The 20,167-nt window shown below is 62.8% G+C and carries 17 protein-coding genes; 13 read left to right on the plus strand and 4 right to left on the minus strand.

Annotated features, from left to right (window positions below; all coding sequences use genetic code 11):
• Nucleotides 1-130: 130 nt before the first annotated feature.
• Nucleotides 131-1,459 carry an OprD family porin gene (locus N436_RS21740; protein WP_105947401.1) on the minus strand — a complete coding sequence of 443 codons (1,329 nt, stop codon included), beginning with the start codon at nucleotides 1,457-1,459 and terminating at the stop codon, nucleotides 131-133.
• A 498-nt stretch (nucleotides 1,460-1,957) separates the two neighbouring features.
• On the opposite strand from N436_RS21740, the gene tauA reads away from it, so the two are divergent.
• The 4 genes from tauA to tauD are packed head-to-tail and all read left to right on the plus strand — an operon-like array spanning nucleotide 1,958 to nucleotide 5,449.
• A complete protein-coding gene (gene tauA / locus N436_RS21745; RefSeq protein ID WP_016484395.1) occupies nucleotides 1,958-2,929 on the plus strand; it encodes a taurine ABC transporter substrate-binding protein in 972 nt (323 codons plus the stop codon).
• 13 nt (nucleotides 2,930-2,942) lie between these two features.
• Nucleotides 2,943-3,731, plus strand: a complete 789-nt coding sequence (gene tauB / locus N436_RS21750) for a taurine ABC transporter ATP-binding subunit (RefSeq protein WP_110741919.1) — start codon at nucleotides 2,943-2,945, stop codon at nucleotides 3,729-3,731.
• Complete coding sequence (tauC, locus tag N436_RS21755; protein ID WP_105947403.1) at nucleotides 3,728-4,567, plus strand: taurine ABC transporter permease TauC; 840 nt, start codon at nucleotides 3,728-3,730, stop codon at nucleotides 4,565-4,567. The genes tauB and tauC overlap by 4 nt, the downstream gene beginning before the upstream one ends.
• 48 nt (nucleotides 4,568-4,615) lie before the next feature.
• On the plus strand, nucleotides 4,616-5,449 hold the full coding sequence (gene tauD, locus N436_RS21760; protein ID WP_105947404.1) for a taurine dioxygenase: 834 nt from the start codon (nucleotides 4,616-4,618) through the stop codon (nucleotides 5,447-5,449).
• Between the two features lie 125 nt (nucleotides 5,450-5,574).
• Here the strand turns inward: tauD and betT are convergent, their stop codons facing one another.
• Nucleotides 5,575-7,536 carry a choline transporter BetT gene (gene betT / locus N436_RS21770; protein WP_177410893.1) on the minus strand — a complete coding sequence of 654 codons (1,962 nt, stop codon included), beginning with the start codon at nucleotides 7,534-7,536 and terminating at the stop codon, nucleotides 5,575-5,577.
• A 238-nt stretch (nucleotides 7,537-7,774) separates the two neighbouring features.
• On the minus strand, nucleotides 7,775-8,707 hold the full coding sequence (gene epsC, locus N436_RS21775; RefSeq protein WP_110741921.1) for a serine O-acetyltransferase EpsC: 933 nt from the start codon (nucleotides 8,705-8,707) through the stop codon (nucleotides 7,775-7,777).
• A gap of 308 nt (nucleotides 8,708-9,015) precedes the next feature.
• Between epsC and tcyJ the strand changes: the two genes are divergently transcribed.
• The 9 genes from tcyJ (at nucleotide 9,016) to N436_RS21820 (ending at nucleotide 18,006) form a co-directional block, all read left to right on the plus strand.
• Nucleotides 9,016-9,810: a cystine ABC transporter substrate-binding protein gene (gene tcyJ / locus N436_RS21780; protein ID WP_110741922.1), complete on the plus strand. Its 795-nt coding sequence runs from the start codon at nucleotides 9,016-9,018 to the stop codon at nucleotides 9,808-9,810.
• A complete protein-coding gene (gene tcyL / locus N436_RS21785) occupies nucleotides 9,807-10,475 on the plus strand; it encodes a cystine ABC transporter permease (RefSeq protein ID WP_016714445.1) in 669 nt (222 codons plus the stop codon). Before tcyJ ends, tcyL begins: the two co-directional genes overlap by 4 nt.
• A 2-nt stretch (nucleotides 10,476-10,477) precedes the next feature.
• Nucleotides 10,478-11,236, plus strand: a complete 759-nt coding sequence (tcyN, locus tag N436_RS21790) for an L-cystine ABC transporter ATP-binding protein TcyN (protein WP_060499433.1) — start codon at nucleotides 10,478-10,480, stop codon at nucleotides 11,234-11,236.
• A gap of 264 nt (nucleotides 11,237-11,500) precedes the next feature.
• A complete protein-coding gene (locus N436_RS21795; RefSeq protein WP_105947406.1) occupies nucleotides 11,501-12,742 on the plus strand; it encodes an SfnB family sulfur acquisition oxidoreductase in 1,242 nt (413 codons plus the stop codon).
• Nucleotides 12,743-12,895: 153 nt separating this feature from the next.
• The gene (locus N436_RS21800; protein ID WP_110741923.1) at nucleotides 12,896-14,077 is read left to right on the plus strand and encodes an SfnB family sulfur acquisition oxidoreductase; all 1,182 of its coding nucleotides are present in this window, start codon (nucleotides 12,896-12,898) and stop codon (nucleotides 14,075-14,077) included.
• The gene (locus N436_RS21805) at nucleotides 14,077-15,468 is read left to right on the plus strand and encodes an LLM class flavin-dependent oxidoreductase (protein ID WP_110741924.1); all 1,392 of its coding nucleotides are present in this window, start codon (nucleotides 14,077-14,079) and stop codon (nucleotides 15,466-15,468) included. Before N436_RS21800 ends, N436_RS21805 begins: the two co-directional genes overlap by 1 nt.
• Complete coding sequence (locus tag N436_RS21810) at nucleotides 15,461-16,261, plus strand: MetQ/NlpA family ABC transporter substrate-binding protein (protein WP_105947409.1); 801 nt, start codon at nucleotides 15,461-15,463, stop codon at nucleotides 16,259-16,261. Before N436_RS21805 ends, N436_RS21810 begins: the two co-directional genes overlap by 8 nt.
• Nucleotide 16,262: 1 nt before the next feature.
• The gene (locus N436_RS21815) at nucleotides 16,263-17,372 is read left to right on the plus strand and encodes a methionine ABC transporter ATP-binding protein (protein ID WP_110741925.1); all 1,110 of its coding nucleotides are present in this window, start codon (nucleotides 16,263-16,265) and stop codon (nucleotides 17,370-17,372) included.
• Nucleotides 17,362-18,006 carry a methionine ABC transporter permease gene (locus tag N436_RS21820; RefSeq protein WP_008096606.1) on the plus strand — a complete coding sequence of 215 codons (645 nt, stop codon included), beginning with the start codon at nucleotides 17,362-17,364 and terminating at the stop codon, nucleotides 18,004-18,006. The genes N436_RS21815 and N436_RS21820 overlap by 11 nt, the downstream gene beginning before the upstream one ends.
• A 126-nt stretch (nucleotides 18,007-18,132) precedes the next feature.
• Here the strand turns inward: N436_RS21820 and dibA are convergent, their stop codons facing one another.
• The gene (dibA, locus tag N436_RS21830) at nucleotides 18,133-20,028 is read right to left on the minus strand and encodes a phosphodiesterase DibA (protein ID WP_110741927.1); all 1,896 of its coding nucleotides are present in this window, start codon (nucleotides 20,026-20,028) and stop codon (nucleotides 18,133-18,135) included.
• Between the last annotated feature and the right edge of the window lie 139 nt (nucleotides 20,029-20,167).

Here is a 20,167-nt window from a genome sequence, read left to right on the forward strand (position 1 = left end):
GGGTTCAATGTGCCTGCATTCGGTTAAAAATAAAAAGAATAAATAACGATTTATTTATAACCATAATGCATACGAATTTGTAGGCACAAAAAAGCCTCGCACTAGGCGAGGCTTTTGGTTCAGCTACGGCTTACAGGAAGTTGTAAGTGTAGTTGAAGATCAGACGGGTCTGATCCTGGTCAGCCAGCGAGCTGGTGCCGGTGCCACGGTATACGCCGTGACGCAGGCTGGCGCCCAGGCCCTTGAAGGTGCCTTCCTGGATGACGTAGTCAACGCGGGCGTCACGTTCCCATTCGCTGAAGGTACCGTTGCCGTTGGCGTTCTTGCCGTCTTCACCCTTCAGGTAGGCAACCGAGGCTTTCAGGCCCGGCACACCCAGGCGAGCGAAGTCGTAGGCGTACTGACCGAAGGTGGTGTTTTCACCGGCCTTGGCGAACTGGTTGATCATGCTGTCGGTGAACAGATAGAAGCTCGAACCACCGGCACCTTCGTTGCGGCCATTGCCATCAACCACGTTGCCTTGGTTCAGCCAGACGAAACCACCGTCGTCATTGACGCGCTGGTGGCCCAGCATCAGCGAGTGGCCACCCAAGGTGTAGGTGAACATCGCGGACCAGGTCTTGTTGTCGACCTCGCCAGTGTTCTTGGCATAACCGCCGTTGTTGCTGAAGCGGTAACCGGCCTCACCGTTCTTGCCGTCGCTGCTGCTGTCGAAGTAGCGCAGGTCGGTCTTGAACGACTGGTCGTCAGCGATCTTGAATACGTGGGTGGCGCCCAGGAAGTGCTGCTTGTAGAAGTCTTCCAGGTTCGAGTAGTAGTACTGCAGGGTCAGGTCTGGCGTGAGCTTGTAGTCCAGGCCGCCGTAACGGAACTTGTTGCTGTCCTGGGTAGCACCGGCTACCGACAGGCCGGTACGGTTGCTCGAAGCACGGCCCATGGCGTGGGTCAGCTGGCCGGCGTTGATGGTCAGGTTGTCGATTTCCTTCGACTGGATGGTGCCACCCTCGAAGGTTTGCGGCAGCAGACGGCCATCGTTGGAGACCAGGATCGGCAGGTTTGGCGCCAGGGCGCTACCGTAGTGAACCTCAGTCTTCGAGAAGCGTGCCTTGGCGTTGGCGCCAACACGAGCCCACTGGCTTACAGCCGAACCGTCGGTGTCGCTCGGGAAGAAGCTGCTGTTGTCTGGGTGCTTGCCACGGCCACCATCCAGGTGGATACCCCACAGGGCCTGGGCATCGACACCGAAGCCAACGGTGCCTTCAGTGAAGCCGGAGATGTAGTCGAGCTTGAAGCCCTGACCCGACTCACGGTTGTCGGCACCGCCATCACGGTTGTCGTTGTTGAAGTACATGGTGCGCGAGCTGAGCGACAGTTTGCTGTCTTCAACGAAACCGGCAGCGCCTGCTTGTTGGGCGAGAACCCCCAGTGCCACGGCCAGAGCCAGGCTGGACTTGTACATAATTTGCTCCTCTACGTTCTAATTCTTGTGTATCTCTGGCGGCGGGGTCTGCTGCCCCGCTCACCGTGGATTGGCGATTTAGTCCCAAAGCGTGACTCATAAGTCAATCGTTTCTAAACGTTTCGAGACTTTGGTCTAAGGCGCCACCTGCGCTACAGGATAATGACAATCCTATAAATCCAAAATGACCGTTTTATGAATTTGTAAGATTTTTACGGAATATGTTAGGAACCTTTACTGCCATTCGTTGTAGCAACAGCCCAATTCATAACGTTTGGTTATTTGCAAACGTTTGCTCATAACCTAATTCCGTATCGTTCTATAGGGACGAAAAAGCCTAGCAGGTACCTCGACATTCGCCATTGAGGGTAATCACCGATCCTGGGCTTAAAGCATTTGGCTCCTAAGCTAATGCAAAAAAGTTATTTATTTTTATATTCTTAGATCATTTAGTCTTCTCGTCATCCATCACATCGATTGCCTGACGAGAGGTCCACCATGATCCCGCACGCTCCGCTGCGCCTGTTCGCCGCCCTGACCCTCGCCAGCACCAGCTGGTTTGCCCAGGCTGCCGACCTGACCGTGGCCTACCAGACCACCGTCGACCCTGCCAAAGTGGCGCAGGTAGACGGCGACTACGAAAAAGCCAGCAAGGCCAGCATCGACTGGCGCAAATTCGATAATGGCGCCGACGTGATCACCGCCGTGGCCAGCGGTGATGTGCAGATCGGCTACCTGGGTTCCAGCCCGCTGGCCGCTGCCGCCACCCGCAAGCTACCCGTCGAGACCTTCCTTATCGCCACCCAGATTGGCGCCGGTGAAGCGCTGGTCGCCCGCGACAGCATCAAGACGCCGCAAGACCTGATCGGCAAGAAAGTCGCCGTACCGTTCGTGTCCACCGGCCACTACAGCCTGCTGGCAGCACTCAAAAGCTGGAATATCGACCCGTCCAAGGTACAGATCCTCAACCTGGCACCACCGGCCATCATTGCTGCCTGGAAACGCGGTGACATTGACGCCACCTACGTGTGGGACCCGGCCCTGGGCGTAGCCAAGGAAAACGGCAAGGTGCTGATCACTTCTGGCGAACTGGCCCAGAAAGGCGCCCCCACCTTCGATGCCTGGATCGTGCGCAAGGACTTCGCCGAGAAGCACCCTGAGGTGGTCAAGGCCTTTGCCAAAGTCACCCTGGACGCCTACGCCGACTACCGCAAGGACCCGAAAGCCTGGCTGGCCGACAAGGGCAACGTAGACAAGCTGGTGAAACTGTCCGGCGCCAAGGCCAGCGACATTCCGGTGCTGCTGGAGGGCAATGTCTACCCACTGGCCGCCGACCAGGCCAATGCCCTGGGCGCGCCGACCACCCAGGCACTGACCGACACGGCCAATTTCCTCAAGCAGCAAGGCAAGGTCGACGCCGTACTGCCGGACTACTCGCCGTACGTCAGCGCCAAGTTCCTTCCAAACTGATCCGGAGCCCGTCATGGCCTTGCTTGAACTGGAGCGCATCAGCGCACAGTACCCTGGCGCCAGCACCCCGGTGCTGGCCGACATCAACCTGAGCCTGGGCCCGCGCCAGCTGCTGGTGGCCCTGGGGCCGTCCGGCAGCGGCAAGACCTCGCTGCTCAACCTGATCGCCGGCTTCGTCGCCCCCAGTGGCGGGCGAATCACCCTCGATGGCGTACCGGTGCAAGGCCCGGGTGCCGAGCGCGGCGTGGTGTTCCAGGACGATGCCCTGCTGCCATGGCAGAACGTGCTGGGCAATGTCGCCTTCGGCCTCGAACTGGCTGGCGTGCCTCGCACCCAGCGTGAAGCCAAGGCCCGTGAAATGCTCGCACTCGTCGACCTGGATGGCTTTGGCGAGCGACGCATCTGGCAGTTGTCCGGTGGCCAGAAGCAGCGCGTAGGCCTGGCCCGTGCACTGGCAGCCGACCCACGGGTGTTGCTGATGGATGAACCATTCGGCGCCCTCGACGCCTTCACCCGCGAACAGATGCAGGAACTGCTGCTGCAGGTCTGGCAACGCACCGCCAAACCGGTATTCCTGATTACCCACGACATTGAAGAAGCGGTGTTCCTCGCCAGCGAGCTGGTGCTACTGGCCCCCAACCCGGGCCGTGTAGTGGAGCGCCTGCAGCTGGACTTCGGCCAGCGCTATGCCGCTGGCGAATCGGCCCGGGCAATCAAATCCGACCCACGCTTCATCGAAACCCGCGAGCATGTGCTGGCGCGGGTGTTCTCCCAACGCCAAAGCCTGCAGGAGCGCGCATGAGCAGCCTGGACCTGCCGGTTGCCGGCAAGCACGACGCCCAAACCCGGCCTGTTGCAACAGCACGCCGCCAACTCTCTACCCGCTGGATCAGTACCCTGACCCTGGCCAGCCTGCTGCTGGTCTGGTGGCTGGTGACCGCCGCCGGCTGGATCGAGCCGCTGTTCCTGCCTTCGCCCGGCGACATCCTGGCCAAGGCCTGGACCCTGCTGAGCCAAGGCTACATGGATGCCAGCCTGTGGCAGCACCTGGGCGCAAGCCTGGGCCGCATCGGCCTGGCGCTGGTTGCCGCGACCCTGACCGCGATCCCGGTGGGCATCGCGATCGGCTACAACCGCGTGGCCCGTGGCATCCTCGACCCGCTGATCGAGTTCTACCGGCCAATACCACCGCTTGCATACCTGCCGCTGATCGTCATCTGGTGCGGCATCGGCGAGCTGTCGAAGGTGCTGCTGATTTACCTCGCGATCTTCGCCCCCATCGCCATTGCCACCGCCACCGGCGTGCGCACGGTCGACCCCGCCAAGCTGCGTGCAGCGCAGTCGCTGGGCGCCACCAAGGCCCAGCTGATCCGCCATGTGATCCTGCCCAGTGCACTGCCCGACATCCTTACCGGCATCCGCATCGGCCTGGGGGTCGGCTGGTCGACCCTGGTGGCCGCCGAACTGATTGCCGCCACCAGCGGCCTGGGCTTCATGGTGCAGTCGGCGGCGCAGTTTCTGGTCACCGATGTGGTGGTGCTGGGCATCCTGCTGATCGCCCTGATCGCCTTCGCCCTGGAAATGGGCCTGCGTGCCCTGCAACGCAAACTGGTGCCCTGGCACGGGCAGAGCCACTGATTGCCGACTGACCACGCCGGCAACCCGGCGCCTAGAACGAGAAAAGACATGAGCCTGACCGTTACCCCCCTCAGCCCGGCCCTCGGTGCTCAGATCAGCGGCGTGGATATCAGCCGCGAGATCTCGGCCGAACAGCGCGATGCCATCGAGCAGGCGCTGCTCAAGCATCAGGTGCTGTTCTTCCGCGACCAGCCGATCAACCCGGAACAGCAAGCGCGCTTTGCCGCCCGCTTCGGCGACCTGCACATTCACCCGATCTACCCCAACGTGCCGGAAACCCCGCAGGTGCTGGTGCTCGACACGGCGGTGACCGATGTGCGCGACAACGCCGTGTGGCACACCGACGTGACGTTCTTGCCAACCCCGGCACTGGGCGCGGTGCTCAGCGCCAAGCAGTTGCCGGCTTACGGTGGCGATACCCTGTGGGCCAGCGGCATTGCGGCCTTCGAAGCCTTGTCGGCGCCGTTGCGCGCAATGCTCGACGGGCTGACCGCCACCCACGACTTCACCAAGTCGTTTCCGCTGGAGCGGTTCGGCACCACGCCGGAAGACCTGGCGCGCTGGGAGGCGACACGGCGCAACAACCCGCCGCTGTCACACCCGGTGGTGCGCACGCATCCGGTGAGCGGGCGTAAGGCGCTGTTCGTCAATGAAGGGTTCACTACGCGCATCAATGAGCTGAGCGAGCTGGAAAGCGAAGCGCTGTTGAAGCTGCTGTTCGCCCATGCGACGCGGCCGGAGTTCAGCATTCGCTGGCGTTGGCAGGAGAATGACGTGGCGTTCTGGGACAACCGCGTGACCCAGCATTTTGCGGTGGATGACTACCGGCCGAACCGGCGGGTGATGCATCGGGCGACCATCCTGGGGGATGCACCCTTCTAGTAGTTTCCTGTGCCGGCCTCTTCGCGGGCTCGCCCGCTCCCACAGGCACACCACAGGTTTTGAAACCGGTGCCGTACTTGTGGGAGCGGGCAAGCCCGCGAAGAGGCCATGCCAGGAGTGCTCGGTCAGCGGACCAGATGCAGGTACTGCATGTGCCGTTCGTACTGGTCCAAAATGTCGTTGATGATCTGCTCCTTGCTGTAGCCCACCAGGTCATAGTTCTGGCTGCCTTCGCACAGGTGCACCTCCGCCCGGTAATAACGGCGGTTCTTCAACTCCTGCGTGCCCAGCCCACCCAAGGCGAACGACGGCGTGAAATACCCACGCATCTGCACCTGGTAGATGAACGGCTGCTCCTCGCCATGGCCAATCTTCAGGCTGACGTTGTCGTGGCTCGGGTCATCCTGGGTAATCAGCACCAGGCCCTTCTGCTCGAACACCTCACGCACCTCGGCAATCGCCGGGCGCACTACGTCATCCATGAAGCGGTACACCTCATCACGCGACGGAAAATGCACGGCCTGGCTCAGGCGCTGGCGCCAGCCACCTCGACCGCGACGTGACTGGGCGAACGGGGCCAGCGAGTGCATCTGCGCGATCTGCCGTTGCGACTCCAGGTAGAACGCCTTGTGCAGCCCCCACATCATGCACAACAGAATCAGCGAGAACGGCAGCGAGGTCAGCACCACCGCCGACTTCAGCGAGTCGATGCTGCCCGCGAACAACAGCGCACTGGTGATCAACGCGGTCATCGCGCCCCAGAAGATGCGCAGCCAGTTCGGCCCGTCCTCATCGGCTTCACCCCCCTTGGCCGACAAGGTCGACAGCACCACGGTGCCCGAGTCGGCCGACGTGACGAAAAACACGAAGCTGATGAACACCGTGGTGGCGATCACCGCCTTGCTCCAGGGGTAGGTCTCCAGCAGCAGGTACAGGCTCATCGACGGGTTATCCAGTGCCGACTGGCCCAGTGCGGTCATGCCATGGTTGATCACCTGGTCCAGCGCGCTGTTGCCGAAGATCGACATCCACGCCAGGGTGAACCCCAACGGAATCAGCAGCACGCCAAAGACGAACTCGCGGATGGTGCGGCCACGGGAGATACGGGCGATGAACAGGCCCACGAACGGTGCCCAGGCAATCCACCAGGCCCAGTAGAACACCGTCCAGCCACCCAGCCAGTCACGGTTTTCGCCGTAGGCATACACATCGAAACTCTTGCGTGGCAAAGCGCCCAGATAGTCGCCAAGGTTCTGGATCAGCGTATTGAACAGGTGCTGGGTCGGCCCGGCGAACAGCACGAACAGCAGCAGTGCGCAGGCCAGGAACAGGTTGATGTCGCTCATCACCCGCACGCCCTTCTCCACCCCGGCAACAGCCACGGCTACCGCCGCGCCCATCATCAGGGTGATGAGGATCACCTGCACCCACTGGCTGTGGCTGATGCCGAACAGGTAGTCCAGGCCCGCGTTCAGGTGCAGCACGCCAAAGCCCATGTCGGCCCCCAGGCCGAACACCGTGGCGATGATGCCGAAGCCATCCACTGCGTAGCCGATCGGCCCGTTGATGCGCTTTCCGATCAGCGGGTACAGCGCCGAACGCAACGCCAGCGGCAGGTTGTGCCGGTAGGCGAAATAGGCCAGGGCCATGCCGACGAAGGCGAACACCCCCCAGCCATGCAGGCCCCAGTGCAGGAACAGAATCTGCATCGCCTGGCGCCCGGCCTCTGCCGTGCCCGCTTCGCCCTGGGGCGGCTGCAGCATGTGGGTCAGCGGTTCGGAAACACAGAAGAAGAACAACGTGATGCTGATACCGGCGGCAAACAGCATGCCGGCCCACGACAGGTAACTGAACTCGGGTTCGTCGTGGTCGGCACCGAGCTTGATCTTGCCGTAGCCGGACAAGGCGGTGACCACCACGAAGACCAGGTACAGCGTCATGGCCAGCATGTAGTACCAGCCGACCGTGTTGGCCGCCCAGTTCTGCGCTGCCAGCAACCAGTCACCTGCCGCTTGCGGGTTGGAAATGACTACCAGGCCAAAAATAAGGATGAAACTTGCCGCGAAGTAGAACACCGGAGGGTTCATGCGGATCGTGCTGTTGGAAGGGATCGGCGCACTCATGAGGTATGCACCTCGTCGAATGACGTGAGGTTCGGAATGAACGGGTTCAGCAAAGGAATCCTCCTGTTGAACACCGGCAGCGGACCAGCGTTTTTCATTGAACAAGCGTTCAAGTTAAACATGGATCGAATTTCATTGCGAACCGGGGCGCCGATTGGCGCCCTCTCGTTCCAGCCTCGTCGCGGCCTACCGCAAGGTTAGATCAGTTCTTGTCCTGGCAATCCAGCTGCAGGTTGGCCTGGGTAATGTTGCTTTCAGCCGGCACACTGCGGGTCAGCCACACATTGCCGCCAATGGTCGAACCTTTGCCGATGGTAATGCGCCCCAGCACCGTGGCCCCGGCATAGATCACCACATCGTCCTCGACAATCGGGTGCCGTGGCAGGCCTTTGTGCAGGGTCCCCGACTCATCGCTCGGGAAGCGCTTGGCGCCCAGGGTCACGGCCTGGTAGATGCGCACGCGCTCGCCGATGATCGCGGTTTCGCCAATCACCACACCGGTCCCGTGGTCGATGAAGAAGCTCGGGCCAATCTGCGCGCCAGGGTGAATGTCGATACCGGTGGCCGAATGCGCCAGCTCCGAGCTGATCCGCGCCAGCAGCGGCAAGCCGGCCTGGTACAGGTGGTGCGCCAGGCGGTGGTGGATGATCCCCAGGATACCCGGGTAGCACAGCAGCACTTCATCCACGCTGCGCGCTGCCGGGTCGCCGTGGTAGGCGGCCAGCACGTCGGTGTCGAGCAGTACGCGCAGTTCCGGTAGCGCAGCTGCAAAACCCTGGATCAGGCTCAGCGCATGGGCATCGACGCCAGCCAGCTCAGCCTTGCTTTGCCGTGCCGCATAGCGCAGTTCAAGGCGAGCCTGGGCAAGCAAGGCGGTCAGCGCGGCATCCAGGGTATGGCCGACGTAGAAATCTTCGCTCTCTTCGCGCAAATCGACCGGGCCAAGGCGCATGGGGAACAGCGCGCCGCACAGTTGCTCCAGAATCTGCCGCATCGCCTCGCGCGACGGCAACTCGCGCCCACCCTGCTCGCCAATGCTGCGGCCATTACGGGTGCGCCATTGCTCACGGGCGCCGCGCAGACCACTGACGATGCTCTGCAACTGCCAGTGCGCGGATGAAGGTTGTTCGCTCACGGTTTTCTCCTGCCGTATAGGCCATCTAATGGTGTCGCCAGGCCCGTGAAGAGGCTGGGCCTGCCTACATGCGATCCACTCTACGGCAAATCAGCCCCTTGGAAAAAACAACGCTTTATTCCATCCTGCGCTAAGTCAGGCATAAGCCGCGATGACGGCACAGGCATCCTCGCCTACCCTCAAAGCAGCCAGCTCCTGGCACCAATCAAAATGGAAATAACAAAATAATTTTTTAGTATTTCCTGGCCTAAGCAGCCAACCCTATAGTCGCCACCTCACTACTTACACAACAAGCGCGGGGCTCTGACATGTCGAAATTCGCCAAACCGCTACTCAATGCTACCCTGGCTGTTCTGCTGGGTACCGGCCTGCTCAGCCAGGCCTTCGCGGGCGAGCAGCTGAAGACCATCCAGGAAAAAGGCGTGATCAACGTCGGCCTGGAAGGCACCTACCCACCGTTCAGCTTCCAGGACGAAAACGGCAAGCTGACTGGCTTCGAAGTGGAGCTGTCCGAGCTGCTGGCCAAGGAGCTGGGGGTCAAGGCCAAGGTCCAGCCGACCAAGTGGGACGGCATCCTTGCTGCGCTGGAGTCCAAGCGCCTGGACGTAGTCATCAACCAGGTGACCATTTCCGAAGAGCGCAAGAAGAAGTACGACTTCTCCGAGCCCTACACCATCTCCGGCATCCAGGCGCTGATCCTGAAGAAGAAGGCCGAGCAGTTGAACATCCACAAGGCCGCCGACCTGGCCGGCAAGAAAGTGGGCGTGGGCCTGGGCACCAACTACGAACAGTGGGTGAAAAAAGACGTGCCGCAAGCCGATGTGCGCACCTATGAAGACGACCCGAGCAAGTTCGCCGACCTGCGTAACGGCCGCATCGACGCCATCCTGATCGACCGCCTGGCCGCGCTGGAATACGCGCAAAAAGCCAAGGACACGGAGCTGGCCGGCGATGCCTTCTCGCGCCTGGAAAGCGGCGTGGCCCTTCGCAAGGGCGAGCCAGAGCTGCTGGCTGCCATCAACAAGGCCATCGACAAGCTCAAGGCTGACGGCACGCTGGCCAAGCTGTCCGAGAAATACTTCGGTGCTGATGTCACCAAATGATCGCTGAAAGCCTGCAACTCGTTGTCGACTCCACGCCCTTCCTGCTGAAGGGCGCGGGTTATACGGTGCTGCTCAGCGTTGGCGGCATGTTCTTCGGCCTGGTGCTGGGCTTTGCCCTGGCGCTGATGCGGCTGTCGAAGATCTTGCCGCTGAACTGGCTGGCGCGGATCTACGTATCGTTTTTCCGCGGCACGCCGCTGCTGGTGCAGCTGTTCGTGATCTATTTCGGCATGCCGCAGATCGGCATCGAACTCGACCCCATCCCCGCCTCGCTGATCGGCCTGTCGTTGAACATGGCGGCCTACATCTGCGAGATCCTGCGCGCAGCCATCTCCTCGATCGACCGTGGCCAGTGGGAAGCGGCCGCCAGCATCGGCATGACCCGCGTCCAGGCCATGCGCCGGGCGATCCTGCCACAAGCCTTGCGCACTGCCCTGCCACCGCTGGGCAACAGCTTCATTTCGCTGGTCAAGGACACCGCCCTGGCGGCCACCATCCAGGTGCCCGAACTGTTCCGCCAGGCGCAGCTGATTACCGCACGCACCTTCGAAGTGTTCACCATGTACGTGGCGGTCGCGGTCATCTACTGGGTGCTGTGCAGCATCCTCGCGCACTTCCAGAACCGCATGGAAGCGCGGGTCAACCAGCATGACCAGGAGCACTGAGCATGATTGAAGTCAAAGGCCTGACCAAGCGGTTCAAGGGCCAGACCGTGCTCAACGGTATCGACCTGACCGTACAGCCCGGCGAAGTGGTGGCCATCATCGGCCCCAGCGGCTCGGGCAAGACCACCTTCCTGCGCTGCCTCAACCTGCTGGAAACCCCGGATGCCGGGCAGATCCAGATCGGCGCTATCAGCATCGATGCCAACCGCCCGCTGGGCGGGCAGCAAAGTGCGATTCGCCGATTGCGCCAGCAAGCAGGGTTCGTGTTCCAGAACTTCAACCTGTTCCCGCACCGCACCGCCCTGGAGAACGTGATCGAGGGGCCGGTGATCGTCAAGAAGACGCCCCGCGAGCAGGCCATCGACCTTGGCCGGCGCCTGCTGGCCAAGGTTGGCCTGGCAGGCAAGGAAGACGCCTACCCCCGGCGCTTGTCCGGTGGTCAGCAGCAACGGGTGGCTATCGCCCGTGCCCTGGCCATGGAGCCGGAGGTGATCCTGTTCGACGAACCCACCTCGGCACTGGACCCGGAGCTGGTGGGTGAAGTGCTGGCGACCATCCGCGGCCTGGCCGAGGAGAAGCGCACCATGATCATCGTCACGCACGAAATGAGCTTTGCCCGGGATGTGGCGAACCGGGTGATCTTCTTCGACAAGGGCGTGATCGTGGAGCAAGGGGAAGCCAAGGCACTGTTTGCGGCGCCAAAGGAAGAGCGTACCCGGCAGTTCTTGCGCAAGTTCCTGGGTACTGCCGCCTCCGAGTAAACCTGTTACGGCCTCTTCGCGGGTTTACCCGCGAAAGGGCCGGCACATCCGCTGTAAATCCCTCCTTCTATACATATTCCAAAGAGTTAGTTCATAAACTTTTTATAAAGCATTAGGGTATATAAACCGGACCACCGGACCAGCACATATCTGTCGCGATCAGCTGTAGCGGCACAACTTTTTTGTGAGGTCAGGAATGGTCAGGATCACAATCACCCCAGTGCGTATCGCCAGGGCATTGAGTGCAGCCAAGGAGCGGTACTGATGTCCAGCCAGCCAAATACCCAATTCCACAGCGATCTCGACAGCTCGCCCCTGCTGCTGCCGGCCAAGGTACTGCGTAACGACGCCGAAGCCCTGCAAGCGGCCCGCGAACTGGCCGAGGTCGCCCGCGAGCAGGCCGCCCGCCGCGACCAGCAACGCAAACTGCCTTGGGCCGAGATCGAACTGTTCACCCGCAGCGGCCTGGGCAGCATCAGCGTACCCAAGGCCCACGGCGGACCCGACGTGTCGTTCGAAACCGTTGCCGAAGTGTTCCGCGTGATCAGCGCCGCCGACCCGGCCCTGGGGCAGATCCCGCAGAACCAGTTCGGCATGCTGCAACTGATTCGCCTGACAGCCACCGAGGCGCAACAGGCGCTGATCTTCCGCAGCGTGCTCGACGGTTGGCGCATCGGCAATGCCGGCCCCGAGCGCGGCACCAAAGACACCCTCACCCTCAAGGCCCGGATCACTCGCGCTGGCGACAGCTATCGCATCAGCGGCGAGAAGTTCTATTCCACCGGCGCCCTGTTCGCCCACTGGGTGGCCGTCAAGGCACTGGACGACGAAGGACGTCAGCGCCTTGCGTTCGTGCGCCGTGGCAGCCCGGGGCTGCGCATCGTCGATGACTGGTCCGGGTTCGGCCAACGCACCACTGCCAGCGGCACCGTGCTGCTGGACCAGGTGCCGGTCGACGCGGAGCTGGTGATCGACAACTGGCGCCAGCGTGATATCCCCAACATCCAGGGTGCGGCTTCACAGCTGATCCAGGCGGCAATTGATGCCGGCATCGCCGAAGCAGCAATTGATGATGCGATCACCTTCGTGCGCGAAAAGTCTCGCCCGTGGATCGAAGCCAACGTGGACCGCGCCAGCGACGACCCGTATGTCATCGCCGACATCGGGCGCCTGAAGCTTGAGCTACACGCCGCCGAAGCGCTGCTGCGCAAGGCTGCGCGGGTACTGGACGAGGTCAATGCCGCGCCAATCGACGCAGCCAGCGCGGCGCGAGCCTCGATTGCCGTGGCCGAGGCCAAGGTGCTGACCACCGAGATTTCCCTGCAAGCCAGCGAGAAGCTGTTCGAGCTGGCTGGCAGCCGCGCCACCCTTGCCGAGTTCAACCTCGACCGCCACTGGCGCAATGCCCGGGTGCACACCCTGCATGACCCGGTGCGCTGGAAGTACCACGCGGTGGGCGCTTACCACCTCAACGGCACCCTGCCTGCGCGGCATTCCTGGATCTGATTTTCAGGCCTTGGGGGCTGCTTTGCAGCCCAATCGCCGGCAAGCCAGCTCCCACAGGGACCGCACTGACCTCAAGACCTGTGCGGTCCCTGTGGGAGCTGGCTTGCCGGCGATTGGGGCGCGAAGCGGCCCCTAGGGCCCCGGAGAAAAAACATGACTACAAGAATCATCACCAGCGACGCCCAAGCCCTGGCCGTCGCCGAAGACATCGCCCAGCAACTGCGCCGCGACAGCGCCCTGCGCGACCGCGAGCGCCGCCTGCCCCACGCCGAACTGGAGCTGTTCACCCGCTCCGGCCTGTGGGCCATCAGCGTACCCAAGGCCTTCGGCGGCGCTGGTGTGTCCAACGTCACCCTGGCCAAGGTCATTGCCCGTATCGCCCAGGCCGACGGCTCGCTCGGGCAAATCCCGCAAAACCACTTCTACGGTCTGGAAGTGCTACGGGTAAACGGTACACCCGAGCAGCAACAACGCCTGTACGCCGAAGTGCTGGCCGGCAGCCGCTTCGGCAACGCCCTGGCCGAACTGGGCACCAAGACCGCCAACGAGCGCACCACTCGCCTGAGCCGTGAGGGTGATGGTTTCCGCATCAACGGCCGCAAGTTCTATTCGACTGGCGCCATTTATGCCCAGCGCATCCCGACTTCGGTCGTTGATGACCAAGGCGTACAGCAGCTGGCCTTCGTCCCGGCCGACAGCCAGGGCCTGCAAGTGATCGACGACTGGAGCGGTTTCGGCCAGCGTACCACCGGCAGTGGCTCGGTGGTGTTCGACAACGTGTACGTCAGCGCTGCCGACGTGGTGCCGTTCCAGAGCGCCTTCGAGCGCCCTACCCCGGTCGGCCCGCTGGCGCAGATCCTTCATGCCGCCATCGACACCGGCATCGCCCGCGCCGCTTATGAAGATGCCCTGCACTTCGTGCGTACCCGCAGCCGCCCGTGGGTCGACTCCGGCCTGGACAAAGCCACGGACGACCCGCTGACCCTCAAAAGCTTCGGCCACCTGGCCATCCGCCTGCACGCCGCCGAGGCCCTGCTGGAACGCGCCGGTGAATACCTCGACCGCGCCCGCGACGACAGCACCGCCGACAATGTGGCCGCCGCCTCCATCGCCGTGGCCGAAGCACGGGCCATCAGCACCGAGATTTCCCTTGCCGCCGGTACCGCCCTGTTCGAACTGGGCGGCAGCCAGGCCACCCTGGCCGAACACAACCTCGACCGCCACTGGCGCAACGCCCGCGTGCACACCCTGCACGACCCGGTGCGCTGGAAGTACCACGCCATCGGCAATTACTACCTCAACGATGCCAACCCGCCACGCCGGGGGACCATCTGATGGCCAAGCAGCTCCTGCTCAATGCCTTCAACATGAACTGCATCGGGCACATCAACCATGGGCTGTGGACCCACCCACGGGACACTTCGACCCGGTACAAGACCCTGGACTACTGGACCAACCTGGCACGCCTGCTGGAACGCGGCCTGTTCGATGGGCTGTTCATTGCCGACATCGTGGGTACCTACGACATCTACGGTCAGTCGCTGGACGTCACCCTCAAGGAGTCGATCCAGCTGCCGGTCAACGACCCGCTGCTGCTGGTTTCGGCCATGGCAGCAGTTACCCGCCACCTGGGTTTCGGCCTTACCGCCAACCTCACCTACGAGGCGCCGTACCTGTTCGCCCGGCGCCTTTCCACCCTCGACCACCTGAGCAATGGCCGGGTGGGCTGGAACATCGTCACCGGCTACCTCGACAGCGCCGCCCGGGCCATGGGCCTGGCGCAGCAACCGGAGCATGACCGCCGCTACGACCAGGCCGACGAATACCTGCAGGTGCTGTACAAGCTGCTGGAAGGCAGCTGGGCCGACGATGCGGTGGTCGCCGACCGCCAGCAGCGCGTGTACGCCCAGCCCGACAAGGTGCGCAAAGTCAGCCACCACGGCGAGTTCTACAACGTCGAGGGCTATCACCTGAGCGAACCCTCGCCACAGCGCACGCCGGTGCTGTTCCAGGCCGGCAGCTCGCAGCGCGGCCTGGCCTTTGCCGGCAATCATGCCGAATGCGTGTTCATCAGTGGCCAGGACAAAGCCGCCACCCGCGCCCAGGTCGACAAGGTGCGCGCCGCTGCACAGGCCGCTGGCCGCGACCCGCAGGCAATCAAGGTGTTCATGGGTATCACAGTGATCGTGGCAGCCACCGAGCAAGAGGCCCAGGCCAAGCATGCCGAGTACTTGCGCCATGCAAGCCCTGAAGCCGGCGTCGCGCACTTCGCAGCATCCACCGGCATAGACTTTGCGGCCTATGAACTGGACGAGCCAATCGGCTTCAGCCAGGGCAACGCCATTCAGTCCGCCACGCGCCAGTTACAAGACAACGCCTGGACCCGCCGCCGTCTGCTTGAGCAGCACGCCCTCGGTGGCCGCTACGTAACCTTGGTCGGCTCACCTGACCAGGTGGCCGAGCAGTTGATCGCGTGGATTGATGAAACCGGCCTGGACGGTTTCAACCTGACCCGCACCGTCACCCCGGAAAGCTTCGAAGACTTCATCGACCTGGTCGTCCCGCAACTGCAGCAGCGTGGCCGCTACAAGACGGCCTACGCCGAAGGCACCCTGCGCGAGAAGCTGTTCCAGGCCGACCACCCGCACTTGCCCGCCGATCACCCTGGTTCGGCCTATCGCTTTGTCCCTTCCCCTGCCCCGACTGGAGTCCCGCACCATGCTTGAGAAACTGTTCCGGCCCGTCGCGGCCATTGCCCTCACCCTTGGCCTGTCCGCCCACGCCCTGGCAGCCGACCCACTGAAGATCGGCACCACCTCGGCCTTTGCGATCCCGCTGGAAGCCGCCGTGGAAGAAGCGCACAAGCAAGGCCTGGAAGTGAAGCTCATCGAGTTCAGCGACTGGATCGCACCCAACGTCAGCCTCAACAGCGGCGACATCGACGTGAACTACTTCCAGCACATCCCGTTCCTGGAAAACGCCAAGGCAGCTGCCGGCTTCAACCTGGTGCCTTACGCACCCGGCATCATCAACAACGTTGGCCTGTACTCGAAAACGTACAAAAGCTTTGCCGAGCTGCCTGAGGGCGCCAGCGTGGCCATTGCCAACGACCCGATCAACAGCGGCCGTGGCCTGCAACTGCTGGCCAAGGCCGGGCTGATTACCCTCAAGCCGGGCGTTGGCTACAAGGCCACCGAGGACGACATCGTCGCCAACCCGAAAAAGCTGAAAATCCTTCAGGTCGAGGCGGTTCAGCTGGTCCGCGCCTACGATGACGCCGACCTGGTGCAGGGTTACCCGGCCTACATCCGCCTGGCCAACAGCTTCGACGCAGGCTCTGCGCTGCTGTTCGACGGCCTGGAGAACAAGGAATACGTGATCCAGTTCGTCATTCGCCCACAGAGCAAGGACGACCCGCGCCTGGCCAAGTTTGTTGACATCTACCAGCACTCGCCAGCCGTGCGTGCAGCGCTCGACAAAGCCCACGGCAAGCTCTATCAAGCCGGCTGGGAAGGCTGACATGAGCCAGGCCAGCGCGCTCAGGGCGCCTACCCCCCAACCATTGCCGCCAACGGTCAAGGAACAGGCCCTGCGCCCGGAGGTCAATGAAGCCCATGTGCGCTTCATCGGCCTGGGCAAGACCTACCCTGGCCAGGCACAACCGGCCTTGCGAGGCATCGACCTGAACATCCGCCATGGCGAGATCTTCGGCATCATCGGCCGCAGCGGGGCCGGCAAGTCATCGCTGTTGCGCACCATCAACCGGCTGGAGCAACCCAGCCAGGGCCGGGTGCTGATCGATCAGGTGGACATCGCCCCCTTCGACGAAGACCGCCTGGTGGCGCTGCGTCGGCGCATCGGCATGATCTTCCAGCACTTCAACCTGATGTCGGCCAAAACCGTGTGGCAGAACGTCGAGTTGCCATTGAAAGTGGCCGGCGTGGCCAAGGCCGAGCGCCAGCGCAAGGTGCGTGAACTGCTGGAGCTGGTTGGTCTGCAGGAAAAACACCACGTCTACCCGGCGCAGCTGTCCGGCGGGCAAAAGCAGCGCGTCGGTATTGCCCGGGCGCTGGTACACGACCCCGAGATTCTGCTGTGCGACGAAGCCACCTCCGCGCTGGACCCGGAAACCACGGCCTCGATCCTTGAGCTGCTGCGCGACATCAACCAGCGCCTGGGGCTGACCATCGTGCTGATCACCCACGAAATGGCCGTGATCCGCGATATCTGCCAGCGGGTGGTGGTGCTCGAACGTGGCGAAGTGGTCGAACAGGGCGAGGTCTGGCGGGTGTTCGGTTCGCCTCGCCACGAGGTCACCCGCACCTTGCTTGCGCCACTGCAGGCCAGGCTGCCTGCCGCGCTGCAAGCCGGCCTGCAAGCCAGCCCGGCGAGCCGCGACAGTGCCGTGGTGTTGAAACTGACGGTGCTGGGCGAGCCTGAACTGTCTGCCCTGTTCAACGAACTGGGCGGGCGTGTGCGCCTGCTGCAGGGCGGCGTGGAGACCATTGGCGAACATGCCTTGGGCCAGCTGATCCTGTCGGTGCGGCACTCGCCGCATGACACGCATCAATTACTGGAGCGCGCCCGCCGCTGGGCCGAGGACGTGGAGGTACTGGGCCATGTGGTTTGATCGCCTGCTGGAAGGTTTGCTCGATACCCTGCTGATGGTCGGCGTGTCGTCGCTGATCGCCCTGCTGGTAGGGGTGCCGATGGCGGTGCTGCTGGTCACCAGTGACAAGGGTGGCATCTTCGAAGCACCGCTGCTTAATCGCGTGCTGGGCGCCTTCGTCAACCTGTTCCGCTCGATCCCGTTCCTGATCCTGATGGTCGCGCTGATCCCCTTCACCCGCCTGGTGGTAGGCACCACTTACGGCGTATGGGCGGCGGTGGTGCCGCTGACCATTGCCGCCACACCGTTCTTCGCGCGGATTGCCGAGGTCAGCCTGCGCGAAGTGGACCATGGCCTGGTGGAAGCTGCGCAGGCCATGGGCTGCCGACGCTGGCACATCGTCTGGCATGTGCTTTTGCCTGAGGCGCTGCCCGGCATTGTCGGCGGCTTCACCATTACCCTGGTAACCCTGATCAACTCTTCGGCCATGGCCGGCGCGATTGGTGCGGGAGGGTTGGGGGATATTGCCTACCGGTATGGCTACCAGCGTTTCGACAGCCAGATCATGCTGACCGTGATCGCCATGCTGGTGGCGTTGGTGGCGTTGATCCAGCTGGGCGGGGACCGCTTGGCGAAGGGCTTGAACAAGCGATAGATAGGGGGCGCTTTGCGCCCATCGCCGGCAAGCCAGCTCCCACAACTACCGCGCAGCCCTCCAGCCTTATGCTGTACCTGTGGGAGCTGGCTTGCCGGCGATGGGCCACAAAGCGGCCCCAAGATCTCAATCCCAGCGAAGATCCCCAGCCGGCACCGGCCGCCCGAACCAATAGCCCTGCCCCAGCTGACACTGCTCCTGCAACAGGAAGCTGGCCTGCTCTGCCTGCTCGATGCCCTCGGCATGCACCTGCATACCCATGCTGTGGGCCAGGGCGATGATCACCCGCACGATCGCGATGTCGTCTTCATCATGCGGCAAACCGGCCACGAAGCCCTGGTCGATTTTCAGCTTCTGCACCGGCAAACGCTTGAGCCGCAGCAGCGATGAATACCCGGTGCCAAAGTCATCGATGGCCAAGGTCACCCCCAACTCACGCAATCGGTGCAACTGCTCCAGTGCCACTTCCGGGTCTTCCATCACTGCGCTTTCGGTTACTTCGAGTTCCAGCAGGGCCGGGGCCAGGCCCGTCTCGTGCAGCACTTCGGCCACCTGCCGGTACAACTCGTGCTGGCCAAACAGGCGGCTGGAGATGTTTACCGCCACGAACGCCAGCTGCCGGCCTTCGGCCTGCCATTGCACCATTTGCCGGCAGGCCTGGCGCAGCACCCAGGTGTCGATCTCGGCAATCAGCCCCGTGCGCTCGGCAATCGGGATGAACTCGCCCGGCGGCACCAGGCCGCGCTGGGGGTGCTGCCAGCGCACCAGCGTTTCGACCCCGACTTGTCGGCCTGAAGCCAGGTCATGTACCGGCTGGAAGTACACCCGCAGCTCATCCTGCTCCAGGGCCCGGCGCAGCTCACCGGCGGTCTCTACCCGGTGCTGGGCATGGGCGGTCAGTTCTTCGGTATACAGCGCATAGCACGCCCGCCCGTTGCTCTTGGCTTTGAACAGCGCCGAATCGGCATTGCGCAGCAGTTGTTCGGCACTCAACGCATCGCTGGGGAACAGGCTGATGCCCGCACTGACACTGATGAACAGGCGATGGCCATCGAACTGGAACGGCTCGCGCATACGCTCGATGATGCACTGCGCCAGCTTGCCCGCCTGGCCGACCTGCTGGCAGTTCTCCGCCAGCACGCCAAATTCGTCGCCGCCCAGGCGCGCCAAGGTCACGCCTGTACCCAGTACCTCACCCAGGCGCTCGCCCACCAGCTTCAGCAACTGGTCACCGATGGTGTGGCCCAGGCCGTCGTTGATGCTTTGAAAGTGGTCCAGGTCCAGCAGCAACAGGGCACAACCGCGCTTGTTGGCCTGGGCCGACGCCAAAGCCTGCTCGACGCGGTCGGTGAACAGCAGCCGGTTGGGCAGACCGGTCAGCGGGTCGTGGTGGGCCAGGTAGGCCAGTTCCTGCTCCGAATGCTTGATTGCGCTGATATCACTGAATACCGCCACGTAATGGCTCAGTTCGCCATCGTCGTCGCGAATGGCGCAAATGGTCTGCCATTGCGGGTAGATTTCGCCGCTTTTGCGCCGGTTCCAGATTTCCCCGCTCCACTCGCCCTTATCGGCCAGCGTGGCGAAGATCTGCTCGTAGAACGGCAACCCATGGCGGCCTGACTTGAACTTGTTCGGGCGCTGCCCGATGACCTCATCCTGCTGGTAGCCGGTGATGCGCATGAACGCGCGGTTGACGTGCACGATCAGGCCCTGGCGGTCGGTGACCAACACCCCTTCGAGTGTGCTGTCGAACACCGCAGCCGCCATGCGCAGCCGCTCACGGTCTTCGCAACGCAAGCGGGCACCACGGCCGATGAAATTGAGCAGGCGCACCCGCGACACGTAAATCAGCAAGGCACTGAACAGCACCCACAGCACCACATTGATCTGCCGCCCCACGGTCAATGCGAGGGGATCGTCAGTCATGCCGTGCAGCACCACCTCGGCCAGCACCAGCCAGAGGATCGAGAGCACCACATACAGCGCAGCCATGCGCAAGGCGTCGCGAACGGAAACAGACATGTCGGGTGGGATAGCCCATCAGAAATAATGGGGCAGTATAAAGGCTGAAACATGTCGTGACCTCCTATCTGAACGGGTGACTGGTTTTATTTCCCTCCCGGGGGATAATCAGCCCCTCCTCCTGCATTCCGAGGGTTTT

The sequence above is a fragment of the Pseudomonas sp. RV120224-01b genome (assembly GCF_003208145.1).
Lineage (GTDB): Bacteria > Pseudomonadota > Gammaproteobacteria > Pseudomonadales > Pseudomonadaceae > Aquipseudomonas > Aquipseudomonas monteilii.

Bases quoted from the DNA above. Each gene is read 5' to 3' on its own strand.
- N436_RS21820 (WP_008096606.1), top strand. From the start codon at position 17,362: ATGTGGTTTGATCGCCTGCTGGAAGGTTTGCTCGATACCCTGCTGATG.
- N436_RS21805 (WP_110741924.1), top strand. From the start codon at position 14,077: ATGGCCAAGCAGCTCCTGCTCAATGCCTTCAACATGAACTGCATCGGG.
- N436_RS21800 (WP_110741923.1), top strand. From the start codon at position 12,896: ATGACTACAAGAATCATCACCAGCGACGCCCAAGCCCTGGCCGTCGCC.
- tauC (WP_105947403.1), top strand. From the start codon at position 3,728: ATGAGCAGCCTGGACCTGCCGGTTGCCGGCAAGCACGACGCCCAAACC.
- tcyJ (WP_110741922.1), top strand. From the start codon at position 9,016: ATGTCGAAATTCGCCAAACCGCTACTCAATGCTACCCTGGCTGTTCTG.
- N436_RS21815 (WP_110741925.1), top strand. From the start codon at position 16,263: ATGAGCCAGGCCAGCGCGCTCAGGGCGCCTACCCCCCAACCATTGCCG.
- N436_RS21810 (WP_105947409.1), top strand. From the start codon at position 15,461: ATGCTTGAGAAACTGTTCCGGCCCGTCGCGGCCATTGCCCTCACCCTT.
- tauD (WP_105947404.1), top strand. From the start codon at position 4,616: ATGAGCCTGACCGTTACCCCCCTCAGCCCGGCCCTCGGTGCTCAGATC.
- tauA (WP_016484395.1), top strand. From the start codon at position 1,958: ATGATCCCGCACGCTCCGCTGCGCCTGTTCGCCGCCCTGACCCTCGCC.
- N436_RS21740 (WP_105947401.1), bottom strand. From the start codon at position 1,459: ATGTACAAGTCCAGCCTGGCTCTGGCCGTGGCACTGGGGGTTCTCGCC.
- tcyN (WP_060499433.1), top strand. From the start codon at position 10,478: ATGATTGAAGTCAAAGGCCTGACCAAGCGGTTCAAGGGCCAGACCGTG.
- betT (WP_177410893.1), bottom strand. From the start codon at position 7,536: ATGAACCCTCCGGTGTTCTACTTCGCGGCAAGTTTCATCCTTATTTTT.
- tcyL (WP_016714445.1), top strand. From the start codon at position 9,807: ATGATCGCTGAAAGCCTGCAACTCGTTGTCGACTCCACGCCCTTCCTG.
- N436_RS21795 (WP_105947406.1), top strand. From the start codon at position 11,501: ATGTCCAGCCAGCCAAATACCCAATTCCACAGCGATCTCGACAGCTCG.
- tauB (WP_110741919.1), top strand. From the start codon at position 2,943: ATGGCCTTGCTTGAACTGGAGCGCATCAGCGCACAGTACCCTGGCGCC.
- dibA (WP_110741927.1), bottom strand. From the start codon at position 20,028: ATGTCTGTTTCCGTTCGCGACGCCTTGCGCATGGCTGCGCTGTATGTG.